Origin of the sequence: Methylobacterium sp. Leaf118, assembly GCF_920984675.1 — a bacterium.
GTDB lineage: Bacteria > Pseudomonadota > Alphaproteobacteria > Rhizobiales > Beijerinckiaceae > Methylobacterium.
The window spans coordinates 1-24,746 of record NZ_CAKLBV010000018.1 but is presented as its reverse complement, the minus strand read 5'-3'; the positions used below and the strand labels follow the sequence as shown (position 1 = coordinate 24,746).

Sequence of the window (24,746 nt, the reverse complement as noted above, 5' to 3'; positions counted from 1 at the left end):
GCTGCAGTTGCGTGAAAAATCACATTTGATTGATAATTTTGAGCTCTTTAATTTTTGGTGTATGGGCCCCTTGGCCGCCCACGATGACGACGTCGTCGGAGGTGAGCGCGGGCTTGTGGTCGAGCACGGCGAATCTCACCGTCACGCCACGGCCCAGACCGTCCGCGTCATAGATCAGCTCGCCGGTCGCGGGCTCGTAGAGGATGCGGACATCCGCATCCGCCGTGTCGGTGGTGATGTTCGTGAACCGCCCCGGATCGAACTCGCCCGCCGCCAGTGCCTCGAAAATGCTCCTCGACAGGCGGATCGTGTCCTCGGCGGTCAAAGTCACGATGCGGCCGGCCTCTGCGCACTATTCATCATAGGCTAATGGAGAGGCGGTTATCGCGGGTTTGGCTCAACCGCAGAGCAGGTGCGAGCCATGAGCAGGCGGTAGAGTGCCGTAAGACATCTACCGACGTGTCAGCGATCGCTCCGTGGGGGAATGGGCAGCGCGGGCAATGGACGTGCGGATCCCGACAGGCCGCTGGCCTCCCGCCGCAGCCGAAGCGCGCAACTATGCGCGCGCCGAGGGGCAGGCTTTGGCCGCCTGACCCAAACCCAGCGGGCTCCGAAGAACATGGGGCGGTTCACTCAGCGTGATGACCGACGCTGGATCTCGGGGAGGTCGGCGTGTCGGGGCATGGCATGGATCAGGAGGGTCGCCTGACGCAGAAGAGGCGCCCTCAAGGCGCCTCTCGATCGTCTGTCAGTAACCGCCCCGGCCGCCGCCGCCATATCCATAGCCGCCGCGATCGTAGCCGTAGCCACCCCGCCGGCCATACCCATCATCGTAGCCGACGGGGCGATCGTAGCGATGGCCGTACTGGCTTCCATAGGCTCCGGCCGCAAGACCGCCGGCGGCCAGTCCGGCGATGCCGAGACCGATGGCAGCCCCGCGATTGATGCCGCCACGGCGGGCGACGTCACCGCCCGTCGCGGGACCACCGCGCATGCCCGGCCGTGCATCGGCAGCGGGAGCGGCCAGCGTCGCGACGCCGAGGGCCGCGATGGTCGCAAATGCGATTTTCCGCATATAAAGATCTCCGTTCGTCTTTCGGTATAGGGAGCCAACCGCCCGCGAGTCGGTCGGTTCCGAAATCGTGTGCGGCGAATCTGCGGCCGTTGTTGTGGGATAGCCTTTGCTGGGGCCGCTTTCGCGGCCGCAATACCATGTGCCGGAACCGACCGTTTTTCAGCCTTTCCCTCTCTCCGGACACCGGGCGAGACAAGGCGGATCGCGGGGAGAGGGGGGCTCGGCCGCGACGTCCTGAACGGCATCGACAAGCAGATCGGTGGCCTGAGCTGCGGGATCCTGACCGGGGGCACCGGTTCCGACGCGTTCGTCGTCCGTCTGAGCTGACCAAGCCCCTCCTATGATGTGCGTGGTTTTGCCGGGTTGTTTGTTAAGGTCTGGTCACGATTTTGTGAGGATGACCCTGGACCCGGACAAGAGCCCATCGCCATCCTTACCGGCCGCGGTCGAGCCAATCTTGGATGCGCGCATCCGTTTGCGGATCGGGCGTCAGCTTCAGATGCTCTACGGGCCCGTCCTGGACGAAGGGCTTGATCCCTACCTCGCCGCGCTGGTGCGGAAGTTGGGGCAGGGCGACGAACCCCCGGAAGGCCTGTAGCGGCCAAGCCCGCCATGGTGTGATGGCGCACCTTGCCAGCTCAGCCGCCGCTCTCATGCACAGAATGCAACCAGCTTCCGGGTTGCCGTGTGCGGCGCAGCATACACATTGGCATCATGCGAGACCGCGATGGCGTCGCGGTCCCGTGCCCCTCTGGGGCGTTTCCTCCCAAGACTCCGGGCCGCTCCCTCACCGGGGCGGCCTTTTTTGTCCTGAGGACGGGCGTTTCGCCGCCCGAGAGGGGTGGAACCAGCGAGAGTCGGCTTGGCGCCTGAAGAGCGGCTGAGGTTTTGGTTTCCGCGCGGCCGCCAGGGCGATGGTGTTCGGTCAATCGTAACGGACAGGTGCGAGAACGAGACCGGCCGGGTCCGCGTTCACACCGCAAAGCCTTGCGCTGCCCCGGCGATCGCGGAGCGAAGGCCGACGCGCTGAACCCCGAACGCGTCCAGCCGGTTCTCGCCTGAGCTCGATCGAGGCCTGGGATCGAGGCCTCGGCAAGTCTGATCGTCCCCCCGTTCCCGCGGAGACCGTCTTCATGGCCCGCAAGCGCCTCCCCTCGACGATCGAGAGCCTGATCGGGTCGCTCGGGCGGCTCGGCCACTCTCCGGGAAGCGTCGACCTCGACGCGTTGCGGGCGCATCTCGAACTGCCCGAGTTCGGGGCGACCGTCGAGGACGAGCGTGTCGCCCGGGCCTTGCGCGCGATGGCGGCGGTCCGCGCCTTCGTGGAGACCGGAATTCCGGCACTCAAGCGCGCCGTGCCCACCCTCAGGGCCGCGGTCGCGAAGGACAACGGCATCACCTGGACCCTTCGCGTGGCGATCCCGCTGCTCGAAGCCGGCCGGATGGATGTGCGGATCGAGGCGGCGCCGGAACGGGACGCGGCGGATATCCTGGCCGGGATGGCCGCGCGCAACGCTCCGACCGACCGCCTCGACGCGTTGCGAGCCGCCCTTGACGAAGCCGAGGGGGAGATCGTCCGCGCCCTGCGCAAGCCGATCGACCGGCTCCGGAGCCAGATCCTCGTCGATCTGCGCGAGGTGGGCGCCGACGCCGCGGCCTATCTCGCGCACATGGATCGCTCCCTGCGCTCCCGCCCGTTCCGCTTCAGCCCCAAGCTCGCCCGCTCCCTCGCGGACGCCCTGGCGCCGGTGCGCCAACGGGCCAAGGCTGTGGCGCGCGAGGGCTCCCGCCTGCGGCGCCTTCAGGATCAGGTCGGATTCGGCGCCTACATCGAAAAGTTCGGCGCGGCGCGGCGCCTGAACCGGCGCATCCTCTTCCATATGGGACCGACCAATTCCGGCAAGACCTACGCGGCGCTGCAGGCGCTGACGGCGGCGCCCACCGGCGCCTATCTGGCGCCGCTGCGGCTCCTCGCCCTGGAGAATTACGAAGCCCTGTGCGAGCGCGGGCTACGGGCCGGCATGGTCACCGGCGAGGAGATCCTGGGCGAGCCCGACCCGACCCACACGGCCCGGACGATCGAGACCGCCGATCTGTCCCGGCCGATCGACGTGGCCGTGATCGACGAAATCCAGATGCTCTCGGATCCGGACCGGGGCTGGGCGTGGACGAACGCCCTGTTCGGCGTGCCGGCCAGAACCGTCATCGTCTGCGGGTCCGACGATGCCCTGTCCGCCGTGCGCCGTGCCGCCGAGGCGGCCAACGAGTCGCTGGAGGTGATCCCCTTCGCGCGCAAGTCGCCCCTGCTGCTTCAGGAGGAGGCGAGCCCTCTGGAGGCGGTCGAGCCGGGCGATGCCGTGGTGGCCTTCTCCCGCCGCGCCGTGCACGAGAACCGCGAGATCCTGGTCGCCCGCGGGCACCGGGTCGCGACGATCTACGGCGCGCTCTCGCCCGAGGTCCGCCGCGCCGAAGCGGCACGGTTCCGATCGGGCGAGGCCCATGTCCTCGTCACGACCGATGCGGTCGGGATGGGCCTCAACCTGGGGCCCCTGAAGCGGATCGTCTTCTCGGCCGTGCGCAAGTGGGACGGCAGCGCGGAGCGCGCGCTCACGCCCTCCGAGATCCGGCAGATCGCCGGCCGGGCCGGACGTTACGGGCACCAGGACGTCGGCTACGTCGCGGCCACGGAGCCGAGCGCCATCGAGCCGATCCGCCTCGCGCTGTCGGGCGCGCCGACGGCTCCCGCCGCCGACACCCGCTTCTTCGTGCGTCCGGACCTGACCGCGATCCGTTCGGTGGCGGAGGAGATGGGAACGAACAGCCTCCACGAGGTGATGACGCATTTCGCGCGGGCCACCTTCTACGCGGGCTCCCCATTCCAGCCTTCGGCTCTGGAGGAAATTCTGGAGATCGCGCGGCTGATCGACCGCGCTCGCCTCCCCATCGAGGAAAAGTTCGTCTTCTCGGTCTGTCCGATCCATCGCCGCGACGCGATCGCCACGGGCATGCTGGAGCGCTGGAGCCAGGCCCGCGCGATCGGCGCGACCGTCCCCGCGCTGCGGGCCAGCATGGCGGGCGAGCTCGACTATCAGGAGCGAACGGTGAAGCTCGCCAGCGCCTATCTCTGGCTGGCCCGGCGCTTCCCCGACACCTTCGACGACGTCGAGGCGATCCGGCAGATGCGCGGACGCGCCAACGACGCCATCGAGCATCACTTGCGGGAAACGGCGACACGCAAGGCGGAGCGCCGGACGCGCCGCGTCGTCGGGACCCGGACGTGAACGGGGCACAGAGACATTCGCCGCCGGGTTCAGGATCGGCGGCAGATCATTGGCGGGCACTCTCCGTCGAGGCGACCCCTCGCACGACCCCTCCCCTGCCCGGCTGACAGGCCGTGGAACCCTCTGCCGAAAAGCCTCCTGATCCGGTCAGAAGACATCGTGGCCCACGACCGAGCCACAGGGTCTGGCGCGATGGCTCGAACGCAGACGCGGCCGGCGCGGGCCAGCGCGATCCCCCGGCGACGGAACGCGGCCAGCGCGCGCGGCTCAGCTTGCCTTGAAATCCGTCATCGACCGCCCGATGAATTTGCACTCGACATTCCAGAACGCCGATGACGAGCCGGGCTTATCGATCGCGAACGAGATCGTGGCGCGCTTCTCCCGTCCCGGGAAAACGAAGCTTGTCGCGCGGCGCTTGATCGGATGCGGGGCGACTTGGCGCGCACGGCGTTCGCATTCCGCCAAGGCCAGGCCATCGGAGAGGGCCTGTTCCCCGTCGGGCGGCGCGATGCGGTCGCGATCGACGTGTGAGGGCCCGTCGCGGCGATCGCGGTTGAGTGTCTCCCGACACTCGACATAGGCCCTCGTGCCCGGCACCGTGCCGTAGGCGATGCAACGTTGCTCGTCATTCCCCTCCCCGGTCTGCGTCAAACCGGGCGACACGAGCACGGTCAACAGCGCGGCCGAAACAACGGATAAGGTCAGAGCGTGAGCCACGGTGTCTTCCTTGGACGTATCGGGGAAAGGTGGGTCGCTTCGCGTCGTCTGATGATGGATATCGCGCGATGCAAGTCAGGATGGAAGGACGTTTATCATTCAAGGAATTGATATTCCATAATGAAAATCGACCTTAATATTGCGATCGCTTCACGTCGCGGTGACTGCGCGGCGGGCTGTCGATAAGGGCTGTCGATGAGGGCTGGGGCATCGCCCGCAAGCCGCGTCCGGTTCAACGCGGATCCCGCGTACGGCCGCACCGTCTTCAAGCGGCACACGATCACCCTCGGCGACAACGCGATCGCGCCGTTCGTCTCAAACCTCTCACCCTTTGGGGCGAAGCGGGGAGCGGATCCCCGGCTGTTCGACATCCCGGACGTGATCGCCTCCGAACCGGTTCCCGAGGTCGGGCGGCGGGGCAGGTGCCGTTCATCAGGGTCGGCGACATGCGGATCGCCGATTCCGGCCTGATCATCGATGCCCTGAAGCGCACCGTGGGCGACCCCGACACGCACCTCACGTCGACACAGGCGGCGTGGGGCGAGATGGTGCAGGGCACGCTGGAGGATCACCTCTACTGGATCATCATCTCCGACGAGTTCTTTGACCAGAACGGCTGGGACTTCACTCCTGCAGGCGAGGGTCGGCGATCCGTCCGCGCTGCCGTTCGAGATCCAGGATGCGCTCAGCGCGCCGCGAGGACTTCCGCAAACGCTGCGATGATCGGGGGATCGCGCGCTTCGCGACGGTGGAGAGCATCGACAAGGCGAAACGGGATCTTCGGGCGATCGACACCCTCATCGGCGAGACGCGCCACCTGCTCGGCAATGAACGCCCGACCTCGTACGACGCGGCGGTGTTCGGCTTCACCCAGGCCTTCTTCCAGCCGCGCGGCATGCATCCGGCGATCACCGGCTTCGCCCGCACCCTGCCGAACCTCGGTCGCCCCATCCAGACCCTCACGACCACGTGGTATCCCGAGCGGACGCTGGCGTTCGAGCCCGCTGAACCGGTCCGCACACGTCGCCGCGTCGAGGGGGCACGGCGCCCGTGGACCGGGCGCCCCTGGACTGGGCGCTCCTGGACCCGGCGCCCCTGCCCGGCAGGGGCTCCGATCAGCGTCTGACCGAGCGGATGGGTAGGCCACGCCGTCCGTGCGCCCGGCTCGAACGTCACGCTCGCCATGGCCGCGCGGGCCGGAGCGGGGGCGTCGTGGAGCGGATCGATCCGCACCGTGCCGGTGAACCCATCGGACGGTCCCGTGCCCGAGGGCTGAAACTCGCTGCGCTTGATGTCGATGGGATCGTTCCTCCTTGGCCTCGCGAATGCTCCTCAGAGTGACCAGCCCCCATCGACCGAGATCGCGGCGCCGGTCACGAACGCGCCGAGATCCGAACACATCCACAGGACCGCTTCCGCGATCTCCTCGGGCTTGCCCAGCCGCCCCACCGGCTCGAGATCGATCGCCTTCTGGATGTCACCGCCCGTGAAGCGGTCCATCATCGGCGTCGCGATGTTGCCGGGCAGGACGGCGTTCACCCGGATGTTCGCCTTCGCATAATCGAGGGCGGCCGACTTGGTGAGGCCGATCAGGGCGTGCTTGGAGGCGGCGTAGCTCGCGCCTCCGGCAACGCCCCGGATGCCCGCGCCGGACGCGGTGTTGACCACGACCCCTCCGCCCTGGCGCAGCATCTGCGCGAGCTCGTGCTTCATGCACAGGAACGTGCCGCGCAGGTTGATGGTGAGGATCCTGTCCCACGCGTCGAGGGCGATCGCGTGGACGGGAGCGGCCTCGTTCTCGACGCCGGCATTGTTGAAGGCGCAGTCGAGCCGGCCGAACCGCGCGACGGTCCTGGCCACCGCGGCCTCGACCTCTTCCGGCACCGACACGTCGCAGCGGATCGCGATCGCCTCGCCGCCCTCCGCCTCGATCTCCGTGCGAAGCCGGTCGAGGGCGGCCTCCGCGCGGTCGGTGATCGCGACCCGGGCGCCCTCTTTCGCGAAGGCGAGGGCGGTGGCGCGGCCAATGCCGCTGGCGGCCCCCGTAATGAAGGCGACCCGTCCGGTGAAGCGGCGCATGTCTCGTTTGTCCTGCTGACCTCGGTGAGAGGTCTGACGTAGACATCGCGCGCTCCGCCGATCAGGCGTTCGTCTCTCACCGGAACGATGAGCGAGGCTCATCGCCGGAGGGCGTCACCCTCACAGGCCGAGGGGCTGCACCTCGCGGATCAGGCTGCCGAGCAGCCGCAATCCGGTCGGCAACTGGCGGCGCCCGGGATAGTAGAGGTGGAAGCCTGGCCCCATCGGCGCCCAGTCCGGCAGCACGATGCGAAGCGCGCCGCGGGCGACCGAGGGGCCGACGCACGGCTCGGGGAGATAGGCGAGCCCCCCGCCCGCCGCCGCGAGGCCGAGGGCGAACTGGGTGTTGTCGATCGTCGCCGCCCCGGGAACGTCGAGGGCGAGGGTGTCCCCCCCGCGCTCGAACTCCCATGCGTAGAGGCGGTCGTCGCCCAGGCGGATGCGCAGGCATCGATGATCCGCGAGGTCGCGGGGATGATTGGGCGTTCCGTGCCGGTCGAGATAGGCCGGAGCGCCGACCACCACCCAGCGCAGATCGGCCGACAGGCGCTGCGCCACCATGTCCTGGGGGACCGTTCCGCCATAACGGATGCCCGCATCGGCGCCGGCCTCCACGACGTCCAGGAGATCGTTGGACACCCGGACATCGATCTCGACCTGCGGGTGGCGCTCGTGAAACAGGGGCAGCACGGGGGCGAGCAGCAGCGTGCTCGCATGTTCGAGCACGTTGAGGCGGATCCGCCCGGTCACCCTCGTCGGCTCCCGGTGCCGGTTGAGCATCTCGAGCGCCGAGCCGATCGCCGCGAAGGGAGAATCCAGGCCCGCGACCAGATCTTCCCCGGCGGCGGTGAGCGTGACGCTCCGGCTGGTGCGGTTGACGAGCCGCACGCCGAGTCGCGCCTCCATCGCCTTGAGCGCATGGCTCAGCGCGGAGGCGCTGACGCCGAGCTCCAGACCGGCCCGCCGGAAGCTGCGATGGCGCGCGATGGCGAGGAAGGTGCCGAGATCGGCCAGTTCGGTTCGATGGATCCGCATCAAGGCCCCGGACTGGCTGCGCGTGGGAAGGCGATCCCGATCGGGTCAGGGTCGGTCGAGCCGGTCGGGCCCCGTCCGCTCCGGCGTCCGCCCGTCTCGAACCTGTTCGTGCCGCAATCGGCCGGCCTCGGCCACTCGGGGGCGGTGGCCGCTCTTCCCCGCGGCGGCGCCCGGCCTGTCGCGCCCGGCTGCGCCAATGCGCCCGCTGCACGGGACGGGCCGATCACAGACCCCGCCCCTCCCCTGCCCGGAATCGCTGACAGGAAAGCGGCTTCTGACACCTTCCTCATAGGAGATCGTGTCTCGCCGACGTAGGAGAACGAAACCCGCTCGACGCCGATGCTGGGCAGGGGCATCGCATCATTCCCCGGCTTGAGCGAATCGACGTCTCGAACATGCGGATAGGATCTGGGGACTGATGGCGACCATTACGATCGGCGATCCATCGATGACGATCGATGGAAACACATGCCGTGCCGCCTGGAGCATCGACAACGAGGATCTTTGGTTCGAAACGGACGATATCCGTCTCACACCCAACCTTGAGGCGGCCATCTGCGCCGTGATGCCGTGTGCAGCGAATTTGAAGCATCAAGTGGCGTGCCGCCAGCCTGTCGACGAAGACTTTGCGTTCAATATCAACAAAGTCGCGCGCCAGATGTCGGAATGGTGGGGCTCGTCTCCCGACGTTTTTGAAAGCCCTCTCGTCACGAAAACGGCTCAGGACACACGGCCTCCGGGTGGCGGAACGGCACTGTTCTTCTCAGGCGGCGTCGATTCCTTCTATTCGCTTCTCAGGTCCCCGACGCCCCCGGATGTCCTGGTTTATGTGCACGGATTCGACATTCCGCTCAACGCGACCGAGCGGATGATCGATTTCGAGAGAACGTTCAGAGACGTGGCCAGCGCGGTCAATGCCCGATCGATCATCGTGCGATCGAATTACCGGACGCATCATCTCACCCGAAAGGCAAATTGGGGGAAATGCCACGGCGGTGCCCTTGCGAGTGTTGCGCATTGCATGAGCGGGCATTTGGCGTCCGTTCAGATTTCGTCCTCGTATCCCTATGTCCACGATCGGCCCTGGGGCTCGCATTGGAAGATCGATTATTATTGGTCGACGCGTGACCTGCGTTTCTCACATTTCGGGGCCCATCTTTGGCGAGCGGAGAAACTCAAGCTCGTCATCGGCGAACCGCTCGTGCGGCAGCATCTGACGGTGTGTTGGGAGCACCGGACGACCGATCGGAATTGCGGGCAATGCGAGAAATGTCTCAGGACGATGCTGCTCCTGGCCGCCGAAGCCAAACTCGGTGAGTTCGAAACCTTTCCGAACATCGAGAGCCTGAAATCCACGATCGACGATCTTCCGAAAGTCAAGGAAGAGTACCTTGTCGTATTCGAGAGCTATTTGAGCGCTCCGCTCGAGCCAGGGCTGTTGGAGGCCATCGGGAATCTGGTCGGACGATCCCGCACGGACACTCGGGTGACCGTGCCCAGTCTCGGTGGCCCGACATCCTACTTATCGTCGGATTTTTAGACAAAGTCTTGAACAGTTCATGCTTTGTGATGAAAATACAAAGCGTATTATATAAAAATCTGCTCTGTTGGCGCCGTCTCGGCTTGAATGGAATCTTGAATGGTTTGGGACCCGGTGGCTCTCGAGAGTCGCATCAAAGATCGAAGCCGACAGGTGCGGCACGAGGCGGGCAGTCCGAATGCGGACGAGCTGCAGCGTTACGAGCTGTGCCTGCCGGACGAGAGGGCGGTGGGCGTCGTGCTCGGGATGACCCCGGAGCTCCGCGCCCTGGCGGGTCGCCACGCGACCCGCTCCTACGCGATCGATCACAGCCCGGACGCCATTGCGTTGTATGAGGATTGGCTGTCGCCGACCGCCCGAGCCCGCGAAACGGTGCTGTTTGTAAATTGGATGTCGTTGCCGACGGCGGTGCCCGAAAAGGCCGATTTCATCGTGGGCGATGGGATTTTCGGAAATCTCTTGTCCGTGCCGGACCATCGCCACTTGCTGGCGCAGATTCGAAACACCCTTGCGCCGGGGGGGCGCTTCATCACGCGGCAGGCCTTGGCGCCCGTCACCCCCGAACCGGCGGAAACCTTGATCCGACGGTACAGGCAGGGCGACCTGTCGGAGGCGGAATTCGGGTTCGACTTGAGAATCAAGGGATACTGGGCGCAGGCCTATGCCCGCGAGGATTGTCTTCTCGATTGCGGCAGGGTGTATGCGCTGATCGAGGATGACCTCAAGTCCGGGCGGCTCAGCCGGGATGAGTATGAGATTGCCCAGAGATACGTCTTTTCCGGGAAGAACATGTTCCTTCCGCAGAAGCTGTGGGAGGACGTGCTTGTTGCGAGCGGATTTACTTTCGAGCGACACCCTTTGTCGGGGAGAAGCTGGTATCCCTATTACGTGATCTATTCCTGCGAGGTTCCGCCGGCATGACCATATCCTGGCGCGCTGAGGGGCCGATCGAACGCGCGGACCGGATGCGGGTCATCCGATCAGGCTGTCGCTCGAGAGGGAGCGTCCTTCGTAGACCCCGAAGGTCATGTAGTGCAGCAGCGGATTGATGTGGGCCGCCGCGACATCCGTATACTGCGTCAGGTAGGCGGTGGTGTCGAAGGTGCCGGACGGGTCGCGGCCCTCCCGCCATCCGAACTGGTCATAATGGGCGAGGGGATCGATCCCGGCGGCCTTCACGTCGGGGTTGGCGGCGAGGTAGTCGCTCGTATCGAAGAAGGCGTTCGGATTGCGGCCCTCCCGCCAGCCGGAGGTCCGGTAATGCTGCTCGGCGAAGGCCTCGCCCAATCCCAAGGCCAGCGTGAACGCGGCGATGTCGGGATTGGCCAGGAGATAGTACTCGGCATCGAAGCCGGCACGGGCGATCAGATCGCCCGCCTGCCCGATCGCGGCATCGACCCGGCGTCCCTCGTACTGGCCGTAATCGAGGTAGTGGGCGAGCGGATCGATGCCGGCGGCCGCGACGTCCGGGTTTCGCAGGAGGTAGAGTTGCGTGTCGAAGGCGGCGCTCGGATCGCGGCCCTCGCGCCACCCGGTCGCGTGGTACTGGGCGAGCGGATCGCTCCCTGACCCGGCGACGTCCGGATTGGCGGCCCGGTAGCCGGTCGTGGAGAAGAAGGCGTTCGGATCGCGGCCCTCGCGCCAGCCGAACAGGCTGTAATGCGCCTCCGGATCGATCCCTGCCGCGCGGACATCGTCGTTGTAGACGTTGTAGAAGGCGTCGCTGACGAGCGCGCTGCGATCGACGAGATCGCCGAAATACCGGACGTAGTCCGGCCCGCTCAGGATGCGGCTGTCGTCGACCGCGACCGGTGCGCCCGCGTTGAGGGACGGGTCGAACTGATCTCCGTAATAGGTGAGCCGGTGATAGACCGCGGCGAGGAGGCCGACTTCGAGCAGCCCCGCCTCGGGATCGTAGCCCGGTCCCGGATCGAACAGAGCGGTGGCGGTCTCGAGCCTCGTCCGCCCGGCGGGATCGCCGATATAGTCGGGATCCCCGACGCGGCGGATCTCCGTGCTGTCGAGGAACCCGTTCTCGTAGTTGTCCGGTGTGGCGCTGTAATTGCCGACCGGATCACCGAAGACGACGTAGTTCTTGAGTGTTCCCCCGCTGTCCGGGCGGAGATAGGCGTCGTCGAGGCCCGGGGCCGCCCAGGTCACGCCGTCGAGGCCGAGCTGGGTCGAGACGTAGGCTGCGGCGCCCGCGCCCAGCGAGTGGCCGGTGACGACGACCCGCTCCTTCGGGATGCCCTGCTCCTCGGCGGCGGCGAGGACCGCGCGCGCGAAATCGAGGGACTGGACGAGGACGATGGGGAGGTAGCCGAAATAGAGCGCCGTGTCGGCGGCGATCTGGGCCAGCAGGAACGCCTTGCGCACGGCGATGCCCGCCGCATCCGTCCCCTCGAAGCCGATGATGACGGTGGGGTCGTCCCCTTGCGTGACGAAGGCGGCGCCGTGGAAGCCGGTGGGCGAGAGGCCGGAATCGAACTGGCCCGGCGCGTAGTCGAACCGCTCGAGCCCGAACGGGATCGAGGGCAGCCGGTCGTTGTCGGCGTTGCCGTACATCCAGCTCGCAACGTCGAAGTAGTTTTTCGTCGTCGGTGCGGTCATCACGGCGCCTCCTGCCCTGTCCGGCTCCGACCGGTGGATCGGCGTCCGGCGGATCTCGGCTCGTCGACCTGGCGCGGGGGGCGTGCCGCCGCGCGCGCCCTTCGCCACGGGACCGCCCGGCATCGATCCCGCCTGTGGCGAGCAGGACCTTCGAACGCTCCGGCTTGCCGTGACGCTGCCGCTCCATTGATTCGAGGGGCGACCCGACCCTTACGAAAGCTCGACCATATCGAAGGATTTCTCAAGCTTCGGCGGACGAATCGACATGAGGGGAGGACAAGCTGAGGTTGGGCGGGACGCTCCCCGGTCGCGGCCCCGTGCGGCGGGGGCCTCAGGGACGCACGGCGGGCGTCTCCACCGGCAACGGCGCGGCCCGCGTCGCGAGATAGAGTTCGAGCGCGACGTAGTCCGGAGCCCCGTATCCGAAGGGCTCGGCCCGCATGCCGGTGAGGCAGTTGCGCAGACGCCGCTGCAGCGAGCCCAGCCCCTGCCATTCGAGCCGGTAGAGCGGGTAGCCGGTCGGATGGCCCTGCGGGATCACGGCCGAGCCGAGGTGCCGCCCCCAATGCGCGTCGTGACAGATCGCGCAGGACAGGCCGAGCTGACCCTGGCGCGCCTCGAACAGCGCGCGGCCCTCGGCCCGGGCCGGCGCGAGCCGGGCATCGTCCGGCGGTGCGATCGGCAGGCCCCGGGACTGCGCGGCGACGAAGGCCGTCAGCGCGAGCAGGTCGGGGCTCTCGTAGGCGAGCGGGTCGGCGCCCTGGTGCGCGCGCCGGCAGGCCCTGATCCGGTCCTGAAGGTCGATCGGCCGCGCCGTCTTCTCGTCCCAGGCCGGATAGCGGGCCGCCACGCCGCGCATGCCGGCGGCCTCGCCGTGGCAGCCGGCGCAGGCCGGCCGGTCGGGCCTCGGCGGCCGCGTCCAGAGCTCGGCCCCGTCCGCGACCGCGAGCATGCCGGGATTGGCCGCCTCGTCGCGCTGCATCGCCTGAATGTCGGGTCCCATCTGCTCGAAGCTCGAGCGCCGATCGGCCGGGGCGATGGGCTCACTCCCGGCCGAGGGGGCGGCCAGCAGCAGGGCGGCGAGGACGACCGGCAGCGGGGCGCCCGGGCGGCGCGGCATCACGCGGCTCAGGCCACCGTGATCGCTGCGGTCTCGGTCTGGTCGAACCCCGCATCGCCGCGCCACGTGAAGGTGAAGCGACCGCTGCCCGTCGCGACCCAGGTGAAGGTCAGGTAGGGATTGGCGGCCGCCGCCGGGAACAGCTCGGCGCGAAAAACCTCCTCGCCCTCAAAGCGGCAGACGAACTCCGTGACGATGTTGCGCGCCAGGATGCGGCCGTCCGCGCCGGGGCGGAAGCCCGTCTCCATCGGGTGCGCGATCAGGGTCTTGATCGTGACCACCTCGCCGGGATGGGCGGTCTTCGGCAGGTTGATCAGGGTCCGGGCCATCGGGGTCAGCCCTCCAGGCAGGCCGCGAGGGTCACGATCGCGTCCGCGCTCGCCGACCAGTAGGTGCCGTCGCTCATTTCGGCGATCGCGGTGATGCGCTGCGTGTCGGCGAGCCGGATCCGGGTCGCGACCTGCGCGCGGCCCGCGCCCGGCCGCAGATGGAGCGTGACGACGTTCGGCTGCGGGTTCTTCTCGTTGAACACGCCGATGCGGCGCACGTGGTCCGCTTGCGTCATCGGGCTCTCGACGGTGATGCCGAGGGGCACCGTGTTGCCGTTGTCGACGAGCGGAGGCAGGTCGACGCTGACGCGGCCCGACTGGATCGGGTTGTCGCCGGCGAAGCGCCGGATGGCGGAGTCCGTCGTTTCGGTGCGCGGCACCGCCGCTGCGGCCGGCCGCAGCGCGACCGCCAGCATCGTCCCGGCCGCCCCGGCCAGCACCCGGCGCCGGTCGACCCGCCCCGTCCGTCCCAGACCCACCGTGCGCATGGTGTTCCCTCAAGGCTCCCGCAGGGTCGCCAGGAAGGCGACGACATCCTCGATCTCGGCCGCGGTCAGGATCGGGCGGCCCTGCCAGGCCCGGCCCACGCGGACGAGCCCCGACAGGCGGTAATAGGATGGCATGATGGTGTCCGGGTTCAACGCCTGCCCGTCCACCAGGCGCAGGCGCAGCTGCGCCGGGCTCCGGCGGGCGCCGATGCCCGCGAGATCCGGGGCGAGGTTGCCCTGGAAGCGCTCCTCCGGGAAGGGCCCGGCATGGCAGAGCAGGCAGAGGCCCCGGGCCCGGTCGGTCACGATGGCCCGGCCGCGGGCCGGATCGCCCGGCCTGCCGGTGAGGGGGGCGGGAATTCCGTCGCCGACGATCGTGACGGGCTCCGCGCCCTCCTCGGCCCGCGCCGCCGTGAGGGCGAGCGCCAGCCCCGAGGCGACCAGGCCGGCGGCCCGGCGGCTCACCCGAACACGTCCCGGGTGATGGTCCGGTACCAGCTCTCGGCATAGGCCGCCTCCTGCGCGCGCACCGCGTCCGGCGCGTCGAGCGGGCTGATGCCGCCGGCCCCCGGCACGTCCGCGAGCAGCCCGTCGGTCGGGCGGAACACGCCCGCGACCGAGATCCCGTAATCCGGGGCCACGAGGCTCCAGCAGGTGTTGATGAGGCGCGGGCTCTGGGGCTCGCGCCCGGCCAGCAGGTCGATCACCGCCTGCGCGCAGACCTTGCCCTGCGCGTTGGCCGAGAAGGCGGATTTCGGCATGGCCCCGCCGATGGCCGCGTCCCCGATCACGTGGATGCCGGGCACGAGGCGCGACTCGAAGGTCGCCGGGTCGATCGGGCACCAGCCGCTGCGGTCGGCGCAGCCGGCGAGCGCGGCGATGTGCCCGGCGCGCTGGGGCGGGATGATGCAGGCGACGTCCGCCTTCACCTCGGCGAAATCGGTGCGCACGACCATCGCGGCCGCATCGACCTCGCTGACCTGCCCGCCGGCCGCGAGCGGCACCCATTCGAGCACGTCCGGATAGAGCCTCGCCCAGGCCGCCGCGAACAGCTTCTGCTTCGAGAAGGTGTCCTTGGCGTCGAGCAGGATGAGCTTCGCGCGCGGCTTCCGGGTCTTCAGGAAATGGGCGATCAGGCTCGCGCGCTCGTAGGGGCCGGGCGGGCAGCGATAGGGGTTCGCCGGCGCCGAGAGCACGACGGTGCCGCCCTCCGGCATGGCGGCGAGCTGGCGGGCGAGCAGGACGGTCTGCGCCCCGGCCTTCCAGGCATGCGGCATGGCCTCGGCGGCCTGCGCGTCGTAGCCCGGCACCGCGTCGAAGCGCAGGGCGATCCCCGGCGAGAGGATGAGGCGGTCGTAAGGCAGCACCGTCCCGTCGCCGAGGCTCACCCGGCGCGCGGCCGGATCGACCGCCTCGGCGCGGGCGTGCACGAGCCGGAGTCCGGCCCGGCCGAGCGCGTCGTAGCCGAAGCGTTGCGCCTCGATCCCGCGCAGGCCGACGACGACGGCATTGCTCCCCGTGCAGGCGACGTAGTGGTCGGCCGCCTCGACGAGGGTGACGTCGACACCGCCGGCGGCGAGGCCGCGCGCCGCCGTGGCGCCGCCGAATCCGGCGCCGACCACCACGACGCGCGGGGGCGTGCCGCCGCGCGCCGGGCGCGCCAGGGCGACGGCCGCGGCCCCGCCGATCAGCGCCCGGCGGGTCGGCGCGGCGCTGTCCCCGGAACCAGGCGGCGATGGCGCGGCTCTCGGCCGCGTCGAAGCCCTTGGCGATGCGGGTCATCAGGGTAGCCGGCCGCGCCCCGGAGCGGAAGGCCTCGAGCGCCGCCACGATCTCGGCCTCGGGCCGTCCGGCCAGCGCGCCCATGGCCGCGCCCATGGCCGCGCCCATGGCCGCGCCCTTGGCCGCGCCCTCGCCGTGGCAGCCGGTGCAGGACGAGGCGCCCGGGGGCGGACGCAGCTCCGCTCCGCCCGCCCCCGGGCCGCAGACGAGGGCTCCGAGCGCCAGCACGACCGCGCCCGCCGCTCTCATGCCCGGCGCAGGTCCGTGTCCTTCAGGGGCAGATGGCGCACGCGCTTGCCGGTGGCCGCGAAGACCGCGTTCAGCACGGCGGGCGCTGCCACCGCGATGGTCGGCTCGCCGACGCCGCCCCAGAAGCCGCCCGACGGGATCAGGATGGTCTCGACCGCCGGCATCGCCTCCATCCGCATGACCGGGTAGCTGTCGAAGTTGGTCTGCTCGATGCGCCCGTCCTTCACGGTGCAGGCGCCGTAGAGCGCGGCCGACAGGCCGTAGACGAAGGAGCCCTCGACCTGCGCCTCGATCTGCTGCGGGTTCACCGCGTGGCCCGGATCGGTCGCCGCCACGATGCGGTGGATCTTCAGGGCGCCCGACTCGGAGACCGAGACCTCGGCCGCGCCCGCCACGTAGCTGCCGAACCCCATCGTCTGGCAGAGGCCGCGAGAGACCCCCTCCGGCGGCTTCTGATCCCAGCCGATCTTGTCCGCCACCGCCTGCAGCACCGCGCGGTGCTTGGGATGGTGGCCCATGAGCTTGAGCCGGAAGGCCAGCGGGTCCTGGCCGGCCGCGTGGGCCAGCTCGTCCATGAAGCATTCGAGGTAGAGGGCGTTCGGGTTCAGGTTCACGCCCCGCCAGAATCCCGGCAGGATATGCGGGTTGCGCATGGCGTGATCGATGAGGATGTTCGGGATCGTGTAGCCGATCGCCGCCTCCGGCCCGCCCGGATTGAGGCCCTGGAAGGTGACGGGGTCGCGGCCCTCGACCATGCGCTGGGGCGCGACCGAGGCCAGGATCGACTGGCCGGAAATCCGCATGTGCAGGCCGGTGAGCTGGCCGTCCTTGTCCAGGGCCGCGCGCATGCGGCACTGCGTGACCGGGTGGTAGCGCCCGTGCGTCATGTCCTCTTCGCGGGTCCAGATCAGCTTGACGGGCGTGCCCGGCATCTCCTTGGCGATGAGCACCGCCTGCCGCAGCCAGTCATGCGTGGCGCCGCGGCGCCCGAACCCGCCGCCGAGATGGATCTTGTGGACCTCGCAGGCGGTGGCCGGCAGGCCCGCGGCCTCGGCGGTGGCGGCAAGCGCGGCCTCGCCGTTCTGCGTGGGCGCCCAGACCTCGCAGCGTTCCGCCGTCCAGATCGCGGTGGCGTTCATCGGCTCCATGGTGGCGTGGTTCTGGAACGGCACGCCGTAGACGGCCTCCACCACCTTTGCGGCGCCCTTCAGCGCGCCCGCCACGTCGCCCGACGTGTTGCCGATGAAGGCCTCCTGCGCGTCGAGCCCCGCGCGCAGGGTCTCGGCGATGGTCGCGCTGGAGACCGTCGCGTTCGGGCCCTCGTCCCAGACGACCGGCAGCGCGTCGAGGGCGGTCTTGGCGCGCCAGAACGTGTCCGCCACCACCACGACCGCGCTGTCGCCGATCTGCAGCACGCGCTTGACGCCGGGCATGCCGGACACGGCCGCCGCGTCGAAGGAGGTCACGCTGCCGCCGGTCACCGGGCAGTCGCGGATCGCGGCGTTGAGCAGGCCGGGCAGGGTCAGGTCGATGCCGTAGACCTGGGAGCCGTCGAGCTTGGGCCGTGTGTCGAGGCGCTTCAGCGGCTTGCCGGCGAGGATCCAGTCCTTGGGATCCTTCAGGACCACGTCCTTCGGCGGCTCGATCGTCGCGGCCACCGCCGCGACCGCCCCGTAGGTGGTCGTGCGGCCGGAGGGGACATGGGTGATCACGCCCCGCTCGGTGCGGCACGTCTCGGCCGGCACGCCCCAGCCCTTGGCGGCGGCGGCGACCAGCATGGCGCGGGCGGCGGCTCCGCCCTTGCGCACGTATTCGTGCGACTCGCGGATGCCGCGGCTGCCGCCGGTCGAGTAATCGCCCCAGACCCGCTTGCGGGCGAGGTTCCGGCCCGGGCTCGGATATTCCGTGGTGACGCGGGCCCAGTCGCAATCGAGCTCCTCGGCCACGAGCTGGGCCAGCCCGGTGAGCGTGCCCTGGCCCATTTCCGAGCGGGCGATGCGGATCACGACGGTGTCGTCCGGCTTCACGACGACCCAGGCATTCACCTCGGGCTCCGCCGCGGCGGGGGCGGCCCGGGCGGGGGCGAGGAACGGGATGTGGAAGCCGAGGCTGAAGAGACCGGCCCCGGTCAGCCAGGCGCGGCGCGACGGACGAAGCCCCCGATCGGTCGGCTGATCGAGAGTGTGGCGAGCGGTTCGGCGATCGACGCGCATCGGTCTTCCCCTCAGCCGGACTGACCGCGCTCGGCGGCCAGCTTGATGCCCGCGAGCACACGGTTGTAGGTGCCGCAGCGGCAGATATTCGTGATCTCGGCGCGGATCTGCGCATCGCTCGGCCGCGGGGTCTGCGCCAGCAGGGCCACCGACGCCATGATCATCCCCGGCTGGCAGAAGCCGCATTGCGGCACGTCGAGCTCCGCCCAGGCCTGCTGGACCGGATGGTCGGCGCCGGGCGCTAGCCCCTCGATCGTGACGATTTTCTGCCCCGGCTCGATCGCTGAGAGCGGGACCGAGCAGGCGCGCACCGCGGCGCCGTCGACATGCACGGTGCAGGCGCCGCATTGGGCGATGCCGCAGCCGTACTTCGTGCCGGTGAGCCCGATCTGCTCGCGGATCACCCACAGGAGCGGCGTGTCCGGCTCGGCATCGACCTCGCGCAGGACGCCGTTGACGTTCAGACGCGCCATGTCGGGCAACTCCTTGGAACGATCCTAAGGCATACGGTATCCCTGCCGGCCGCGACATCCAAGGGGCCGGGCGCGCGATCGGGCGTGGCCTGACGGCGCGGGGGCGCCCGCGATCCTCAGAGGGCCGGATCGGGCCTCGGGCCTTGGAGGGCCCAGGCGCGACGGGACGCCGCCTCCCCTGCCGAACCTCCCCTACCCCGTCTCCCTCGCCGCGCCGCCCGCCTCAGCAGGCCGCGACATTGACGGCGAGGCCGCCCAGCGAGGTCTCCTTGTACTTGTCCTGCATGTCGTGGCCGGTCTGGCGCATGGTCTCGATCACTTCGTCCAGGGTGACGTAGTGGAGGCCGTCGCCGCGCAGCGCCAGCGAGGCGGCGGCGACCGCCTTGTTGGCCCCGAAGGCGTTGCGCTCGATGCAGGGGATCTGGACGAGTCCGCCGATCGGGTCGCAGGTCATGCCGAGATGGTGCTCCATCGCGATCTCGGCGGCGTTCTCGACCTGGAGGGCGTTGCCGCCCAGCACCGCGGCGAGGCCCGCCGCCGCCATGGCGGCGGCCGAGCCGACCTCGCCCTGGCAACCGACCTCGGCGCCGGAGATCGAGGCGCGGCGCTTGATGAGGCCCCCGATCGCGGAAGCCGTCAGCAGGAAATCGCGGCCCTTGGCGTCGCACCAGCCGGGGCAGAAGGTGACGACGTAGCGCAGCACCGCCGGGACGATGCCGGCCGCGCCGTTGGTCGGCGCGGTGACGACCCGGCCGCCCGCGGCGTTCTCCTCGTTGACGGCCAGCGCGAACAGGCTGATCCAGTCCATGATCTCGTGCGCCGGGCGGCTGTTGGTGAGCCGCGCCGCTTCGAGCTGCCCGTGCAGCCGCTTGGCGCGGCGCCGGACCTTGAGGCCGCCGGGCAGTTCACCCTCGATCCGCAGCCCGCGCTCGATGCAGGCGAGCATGGCGTCGCGGATCGCGTCGAGCCCGGCCTCGATCGCGGCCTCGGACCGGAGCGCCCGCTCGTTCTCCATCTGCACCTGGGCGATGCTGAGGCCCGTTTCGGCGCAGATCACCAGCAACTCGGCGGCGCTGGCGAAGGGGCGGGGCACCGGCAGCGCCTCGAGCCCGCCGCCCTCCGGCTCGCCCTCGTCCACGACGAAGCCGCCGCCGACCGAGTAGCAGACCGTCTCGGCCAGCACGCCGCCCGCGCCGTCATGCGCCCGGAAGCGCATGCCGTTGGTGTGGCGCGGCAGGATCTCGGTGAAGTTGAAGACGAGGTCGCGCGCCGTGTCGAAGGCCACGGGGGAGGTCGCGCCCGGAACGTCGAGAGCGCCGCGCGCGGTGAGCGCCTGCGCGTAGGCGGCCACGTGGTCGGGATCGACGGTGGCCGGGTCATGGCCGAGGAGGCCGAGGAAGATCGCCACATCGGTGCCGTGGCCGCGGCCGGTCCAGGCCAGCGAGCCGAAGATCTCGGCGCTGATCCGGACCGCGGTCGCCTCGCCCGCGAGCCGTTCGCGGAAGCGGCGCGCGGCGATCATCGGGCCGACCGTGTGCGAGCTCGATGGTCCGATGCCGATCTTGAACAGGTCGAAGACGCTGATCATCCCTCGCCGATCCCCTCGCCCGCCCCCGTGAGGGCGTCGGACGTTTATGGCGAAAGAGCGCGGGCATTTCACCTAGAGCCGTGCCCGATCACGTTGAAACGTGAGCACGGCTCTCGGTCTTTGTTGTGTCGCGCTCTCTTCAGCCGAACCGGGTTCCACTTCGGCGGAGAGCGCTCGAGTCGCCGCGAGGCGGGCGTCGGTCGTGGGGGTACCCGATCCGCTCCGAGGGGGGGCGGCACGGGCCGCCGGTCGAACCATCCCGTCGAGGAGGCGGAGACCGGCCCACGGGTCAGATCATGGTCTGGCCGCCATTGATCGAGAGCGTGGCGCCGGTGATGAACCCCGACGTCTCGGCCGCCAGGAACGCGACGGCACCGGCGATTTCCTCGACCTGGCCGATCCGGCCGACCGGGATGCCCGCGGCGAGACGCGCCAGGATGGGGTCCGGCAGCGCGCTCACCATGTCGGTCGCGACATAGCCCGGGGCCACCACGTTGACCGTGATGCCCCGCCCGGCATTCTCCTGCGCCAGGGCCTTGGCGAACCCGATCACGCCGGCCTTGGACGCCGCGTAATTCGTCTGGCCGGGCAATCCGATCTGGCCGCTCAGCGAGGCGATCAGGACGATCCGCCCGAAGCCCCGCGCACGCATGCCGTCGATCAAAGGCCGGGTGCAGGCATATTGGGAATCGAGGTTGGTGCGGATCACCGCCTGCCAGCGCTCGAAGGTCATCTTGTGAAAGACGCCGTCGCGGGTGATGCCGGCATTGTTCACCAGGGTGTCGATGGGGCCGAGATCGGCCTCGATCCGGCCGATGCTGTCCGCGCAGGCGGCGGCGTCGCCGACATCGAACTTGTAGACCGGGAGACCGGTCTCCGTCGCGAAGCGCGCGGCGGTGGCGTCGTCGCGGGCGTAGTTGACGGCGACGCGGTAGCCCAGGGCGTGCAGGCGCCGCGCGATCCCCGCGCCGATCCCGCGGGTTCCGCCCGTCACGAGGGCAATCCGCTGTCCCATCGCCTGCCGTCCTGTTGCCGGATCCCGAATGGCCTGCCGCCGGACCGCTCCCGCCGCCGTCAGCGGGGAGTTCCGACGCCCGAAAACATGAAGGTCGCGACCTTCGGCCGGCCGACATAGCCGGTCGACAGATCGGAGACCGAAAAGCCCGCCTGCTCGATCAAGGCGGGCATCGGCCTGTTGATGTTGCAGCCCCCGGCAAGATGCAGCCAGACCGGGTTCAAGCGGTCCTGCCAGCGGCGTACCGAGGGCTCGGGCGAGCGTCCGTGCTCGGCGAACAGGAGCTTCCCGCCCGGCCTCAGCACGCGCCGCACCTCGGCCAGCACGGCCGCGGCGTCGGGCACCGTGCACAGGGTCCAAGTCGTCACCACGGTGTCGATGCTGCCGCTGTCGATCGGCAGGGCGTCGCCGCGCGCCGCGAGCAGCCGGCACGGAAAGGCGGCCCCCCGGGCCCCCTCCGCGGCCATGTCGAGAAAGGCGCGCGACGGCTCGATCCCGATGACGGCGGTCACGTCGGGTCCGTAGAACGGGAGGTTCAGGGCCGGCCCGATGCCGAGTTCGAGGACGCGCCCCGTCGCAGCCCGGCCGATCCGGCTGCGAAAGGGAACGAGATCCTTCTGCCGCATCGCGGAGGCGAGAAGTTTCGGCAGGACGTAGCGCGCGTACCAGCCCATCGGCTCCGCCTCTAGGACCGGGTCAGGGAATGGGGGGCCAGGTCGGTCCAGACGCGATCGACATAGGCCATGCACTCCTCCTTCGATCCGCTCGGCCCCGTCTTCGCCCAACCCTCGGGAATCGCCTTGGCCGCGGGCCAGAGGGAGTATTGGCCCTCGTCGTTCACGAGGACGACGAAGCGCGTGCCGTCCATGCTGAAATCGTCGATCACCGGCTCTGCCGCGTCCATGCTTCGCTCCTAGGCCCTCGTTGCGATCGGCTGGTTCCCCTCCCGCTCGCTCACGGACGGGCCGGACAAGGCCCGCGCGATCACGGGGCCGATCTGTGCCAGCGCCGCGGGATGCAGGAGATCGTCGTGCAGGCTGTCGACGTCGTGGACGTCGAGCGTCCCGCGCAGAGAGGGACGCCAATCGTCCGGGTTCCGCGCCGGCAGATCCGGCCTGTGGCGGGTCGCCCGGAGGAAGGTGATCGTCCCGTCGAAGATGTCGGGCTCGAACCCTGCGATGAGGTCTTCCGCATGCCGGAAGGATTCGAGGATCCGCGCGCGATGCGCCGCGTCGATCGCGTCGAATCCGGGCAGTGCGGCCGCGACGGTGGCGTCGCCATCGAGGGCCAGGACGCCTTCGAGAATCGCGGCATGCCGCCGGTCGCGCTCACCCGGGCTTTCCCCCTCCGACGGCGCCTGCCGCTGGGAGGGGAAGCTGTCGAGCAGGATGAGCGTCGCCACGGTCCGGCCTCCCGCCTGCAGGCACGTCGCCATCGCATGGGCGAGGTGGCCGCCGAGCGACCAGCCGAGCAGGTGATACGGCCCCTCCGGCTGCGCGCGCAGCAGGACATCGACGTAATCCTCCGCCATCGCGCGGAGGCTGCCCGGCGCGGCGCCCGGCTCGCTCAAGCCTCGCGCCTGCAGCGCGAAGACCGCCCGCGGGCCGGGGATGTGCGGCAGCAAGCCGTAATAGGGCCAGCCGAGGCCACCGGCCGGATGGATGCAGAACAGCGCCGCTGCGTCGGTGCCCGCCCGCAGGGGCAGCAGGACCCGGAACGCGTCGAGCGCGTCGCCGCCGGCCGCCTTCAGGCGCCCGGCGATGCCGGCCGGGGTCGGCGCCTCGAACAGGGTGCGGATCGAGAGGTCGGCGTCGAAGGCCTGGCGGATGCGCGCGATCAGGCGCAGGGCGAGCAGCGAGTGCCCGCCGAGATCGAAGAAGCTGTCGTCGGGCCCGACCCGATCGAGCCCGAGCGCCTCCGCGAACAGAGCACACAGCCGCTCCTCTTCGGGGCCCGCGGCCGCGCGACGGCTCGAGGCGACGAAATCGGGCGCGGGCAGCGCCCGGCGATCGATCTTCCCGCTCGGCGTCAGCGGCATGGCCGCCAGAACGACGATGGCCGCCGGAACCATGTAATCGGGCAGCCGCTCCGCCAGGGCGCGGCGCAGGAAGGCGGTCTCGGTGGCGAGCCCGGGTTTCGCGACGATGTAGCCGACGAGCTGGGGGTCGCCGTTGCGGTCCTGCCGCACCACGACGCAAGCCTCGGCGACGGAGGCCTGCCCCCCCAGCACCGCCTCGACCTCGCCCGGCTCGATGCGGAAGCCGCGGATCTTCACCTGATCGTCGGCGCGGCGCAGATGCTCGATCGTGCCGCGCTCCTGCCAGCGCACGACGTCGCCGGTGCGGTACATGCGGCTCCCGGGCGGTCCGAACGGGCAGGCGATGAAGCGGCTGGCGGTGAGGCCGGCGCGGTTGAGATAGCCGCGGGCGAGCCCGGCGCCCGCGATGTAGAGCTCGCCCGCCACCCCGACCGGGACCGGCTGCAGGGCCGCATCGAGGACGTAGAGCTGCGTGTTCCAGATCGGGCGCCCGATCGCGCCGCGCAGCGGCTCGCCGCGGCGCAGCTCGATCCAGGTCGAGTAGGTCGTGGTCTCCGACGGAGCGTAGAGGTTGCAGACACTCGCGACGCCGGTCTCGCGGAAGACGCGGTCGACCAGATCCTGCTTGAGCGTCTCGCCGCCGAAATTGATCGTGCGGACACCGGCTGGGATCGGTCCGGCATCGATCACCGCCGCGAAGGCGGAGGGCACCATGTTGACGACCGAGATCTCCGCCTCGATCGCGGCGAGCGCGAGGGCGTTGTCGACGAGATGGACAGTATGGCCCGCGAGCAGGGGCACGAGGCATTCGAACACCGCGACGTCGAAGTTCAGCGAGGTCGCGAACAGGGCGTTCCGCAATTGCGCGGGGGTGTAGGCCTCGTGCGCCCAGCCGATCAGGTTGACGGCGTTGCGATGAGTCAGGCTGGTGCCCTTCGGCGTTCCGGTGGAGCCTGATGTGTAGATGACGTAGGCGGGATGGTGGGGGGTGAGCGGAGCGGTGCGCGCGTCGTCGCCGAGATCCGCCGCCGACAGGTCGGCCAGTTGCGCCTGCAGGGCCGGATCCTCGGGCAGGATCACCGCCACCTGCGCCGGCGGGGCGAGCTCGGCCCGC

At 69.8% G+C, this 24,746-nt stretch carries 23 protein-coding genes and 2 pseudogenes; 6 read left to right on the top strand and 19 right to left on the bottom strand.

Annotated elements, in window-relative coordinates:
• Positions 1-19 precede the first annotated feature (19 nt).
• Positions 20-331: a hypothetical protein gene (locus tag LW587_RS10080; protein ID WP_232629459.1), complete on the bottom strand. Its 312-nt coding sequence runs from the start codon at positions 329-331 to the stop codon at positions 20-22.
• 417 nt (positions 332-748) lie between these two features.
• Positions 749-1,075, bottom strand: a complete 327-nt coding sequence (locus LW587_RS10075) for a hypothetical protein (protein ID WP_232629458.1) — start codon at positions 1,073-1,075, stop codon at positions 749-751.
• A 397-nt stretch (positions 1,076-1,472) separates the two neighbouring features.
• Here LW587_RS10075 and LW587_RS10070 point away from each other — a divergent pair, with 397 nt between their 5' ends.
• Both LW587_RS10070 and LW587_RS10065 read left to right on the top strand, forming a co-directional pair.
• A complete protein-coding gene (locus LW587_RS10070; RefSeq protein ID WP_232629457.1) occupies positions 1,473-1,673 on the top strand; it encodes a hypothetical protein in 201 nt (66 codons plus the stop codon).
• Positions 1,674-2,208: 535 nt separating this feature from the next.
• Entirely contained in the window at positions 2,209-4,356 is a 2,148-nt protein-coding gene (locus tag LW587_RS10065) for a helicase-related protein (protein WP_232629456.1), read from the top strand.
• A gap of 267 nt (positions 4,357-4,623) precedes the next feature.
• On the opposite strand, the gene LW587_RS10060 is transcribed toward LW587_RS10065, so the two are convergent.
• Complete coding sequence (locus LW587_RS10060; protein WP_232629455.1) at positions 4,624-5,073, bottom strand: hypothetical protein; 450 nt, start codon at positions 5,071-5,073, stop codon at positions 4,624-4,626.
• Positions 5,074-5,519: 446 nt separating this feature from the next.
• Here LW587_RS10060 and LW587_RS24225 point away from each other — a divergent pair.
• Positions 5,520-5,621, top strand: a pseudogene (locus LW587_RS24225) (hypothetical protein); the annotation flags it as partial.
• A gap of 131 nt (positions 5,622-5,752) precedes the next feature.
• Positions 5,753-6,199, top strand: a complete 447-nt coding sequence (locus LW587_RS10050; RefSeq protein WP_232629453.1) for a glutathione S-transferase C-terminal domain-containing protein — start codon at positions 5,753-5,755, stop codon at positions 6,197-6,199.
• Here the strand turns inward: LW587_RS10050 and LW587_RS10045 are convergent.
• From LW587_RS10045 to LW587_RS10035, 3 genes and pseudogenes are all read right to left on the bottom strand, one after another.
• Positions 6,112-6,372, bottom strand: a pseudogene (locus LW587_RS10045) ((R)-mandelonitrile lyase); the annotation flags it as partial. The gene LW587_RS10050 and the pseudogene LW587_RS10045 sit on opposite strands and share 88 nt — an antisense overlap.
• A 33-nt stretch (positions 6,373-6,405) precedes the next feature.
• Positions 6,406-7,152: an SDR family NAD(P)-dependent oxidoreductase gene (locus LW587_RS10040; RefSeq protein WP_232629452.1), complete on the bottom strand. Its 747-nt coding sequence runs from the start codon at positions 7,150-7,152 to the stop codon at positions 6,406-6,408.
• 120 nt (positions 7,153-7,272) lie between these two features.
• On the bottom strand, positions 7,273-8,187 hold the full coding sequence (locus tag LW587_RS10035) for a LysR family transcriptional regulator (protein WP_232629451.1): 915 nt from the start codon (positions 8,185-8,187) through the stop codon (positions 7,273-7,275).
• A 418-nt stretch (positions 8,188-8,605) separates the two neighbouring features.
• Between LW587_RS10035 and LW587_RS10030 the strand changes: the two genes are divergently transcribed.
• Entirely contained in the window at positions 8,606-9,727 is a 1,122-nt protein-coding gene (locus tag LW587_RS10030) for a hypothetical protein (RefSeq protein ID WP_232629450.1), read from the top strand.
• Between the two features lie 114 nt (positions 9,728-9,841).
• Positions 9,842-10,648 carry a class I SAM-dependent methyltransferase gene (locus LW587_RS10025; RefSeq protein WP_232629449.1) on the top strand — a complete coding sequence of 269 codons (807 nt, stop codon included), beginning with the start codon at positions 9,842-9,844 and terminating at the stop codon, positions 10,646-10,648.
• A 51-nt stretch (positions 10,649-10,699) separates the two neighbouring features.
• Here LW587_RS10025 and LW587_RS10020 read toward each other — a convergent pair whose 3' ends face one another.
• The 13 genes from LW587_RS10020 to LW587_RS09960 form a co-directional block, all read right to left on the bottom strand.
• Positions 10,700-12,337 (bottom strand): hypothetical protein, encoded by a 1,638-nt coding sequence (locus LW587_RS10020; protein ID WP_232629448.1) that lies wholly within the window; start codon positions 12,335-12,337, stop codon positions 10,700-10,702.
• Positions 12,338-12,668: 331 nt separating this feature from the next.
• The gene (soxA, locus tag LW587_RS10015; RefSeq protein ID WP_232629447.1) at positions 12,669-13,457 is read right to left on the bottom strand and encodes a sulfur oxidation c-type cytochrome SoxA; all 789 of its coding nucleotides are present in this window, start codon (positions 13,455-13,457) and stop codon (positions 12,669-12,671) included.
• An 8-nt stretch (positions 13,458-13,465) separates the two neighbouring features.
• On the bottom strand, positions 13,466-13,786 hold the full coding sequence (locus LW587_RS10010; RefSeq protein WP_232629446.1) for a thiosulfate oxidation carrier complex protein SoxZ: 321 nt from the start codon (positions 13,784-13,786) through the stop codon (positions 13,466-13,468).
• 5 nt (positions 13,787-13,791) lie between these two features.
• A complete protein-coding gene (locus LW587_RS10005; protein ID WP_232629445.1) occupies positions 13,792-14,274 on the bottom strand; it encodes a SoxY-related AACIE arm protein in 483 nt (160 codons plus the stop codon).
• A 9-nt stretch (positions 14,275-14,283) separates the two neighbouring features.
• Positions 14,284-14,739, bottom strand: a complete 456-nt coding sequence (gene soxX / locus LW587_RS10000) for a sulfur oxidation c-type cytochrome SoxX (RefSeq protein ID WP_442919113.1) — start codon at positions 14,737-14,739, stop codon at positions 14,284-14,286.
• A complete protein-coding gene (locus tag LW587_RS09995) occupies positions 14,736-15,965 on the bottom strand; it encodes an NAD(P)/FAD-dependent oxidoreductase (protein ID WP_232629512.1) in 1,230 nt (409 codons plus the stop codon). Before LW587_RS09995 ends, soxX begins: the two co-directional genes overlap by 4 nt.
• Before the next feature lie 336 nt (positions 15,966-16,301).
• On the bottom strand, positions 16,302-18,518 hold the full coding sequence (locus LW587_RS09990; protein ID WP_232629444.1) for a xanthine dehydrogenase family protein molybdopterin-binding subunit: 2,217 nt from the start codon (positions 18,516-18,518) through the stop codon (positions 16,302-16,304).
• Positions 18,519-18,529: 11 nt separating this feature from the next.
• Positions 18,530-18,991 (bottom strand): (2Fe-2S)-binding protein, encoded by a 462-nt coding sequence (locus LW587_RS09985; RefSeq protein ID WP_232629443.1) that lies wholly within the window; start codon positions 18,989-18,991, stop codon positions 18,530-18,532.
• 223 nt (positions 18,992-19,214) lie between these two features.
• Positions 19,215-20,579, bottom strand: coding sequence for an L-serine ammonia-lyase (locus tag LW587_RS09980; protein WP_232629442.1), 1,365 nt, complete (start codon positions 20,577-20,579; stop codon positions 19,215-19,217).
• 289 nt (positions 20,580-20,868) lie between these two features.
• The gene (phbB, locus tag LW587_RS09975; RefSeq protein WP_232629441.1) at positions 20,869-21,594 is read right to left on the bottom strand and encodes an acetoacetyl-CoA reductase; all 726 of its coding nucleotides are present in this window, start codon (positions 21,592-21,594) and stop codon (positions 20,869-20,871) included.
• Between the two features lie 59 nt (positions 21,595-21,653).
• Complete coding sequence (locus tag LW587_RS09970; protein WP_232629440.1) at positions 21,654-22,268, bottom strand: class I SAM-dependent methyltransferase; 615 nt, start codon at positions 22,266-22,268, stop codon at positions 21,654-21,656.
• An 11-nt stretch (positions 22,269-22,279) separates the two neighbouring features.
• A complete protein-coding gene (locus LW587_RS09965; protein WP_232629439.1) occupies positions 22,280-22,498 on the bottom strand; it encodes an MbtH family protein in 219 nt (72 codons plus the stop codon).
• Between the two features lie 9 nt (positions 22,499-22,507).
• Positions 22,508-24,746 (bottom strand): alpha/beta fold hydrolase (locus LW587_RS09960; RefSeq protein WP_232629438.1); only part of this gene is annotated, 2,239 nt, incomplete at its 5' end.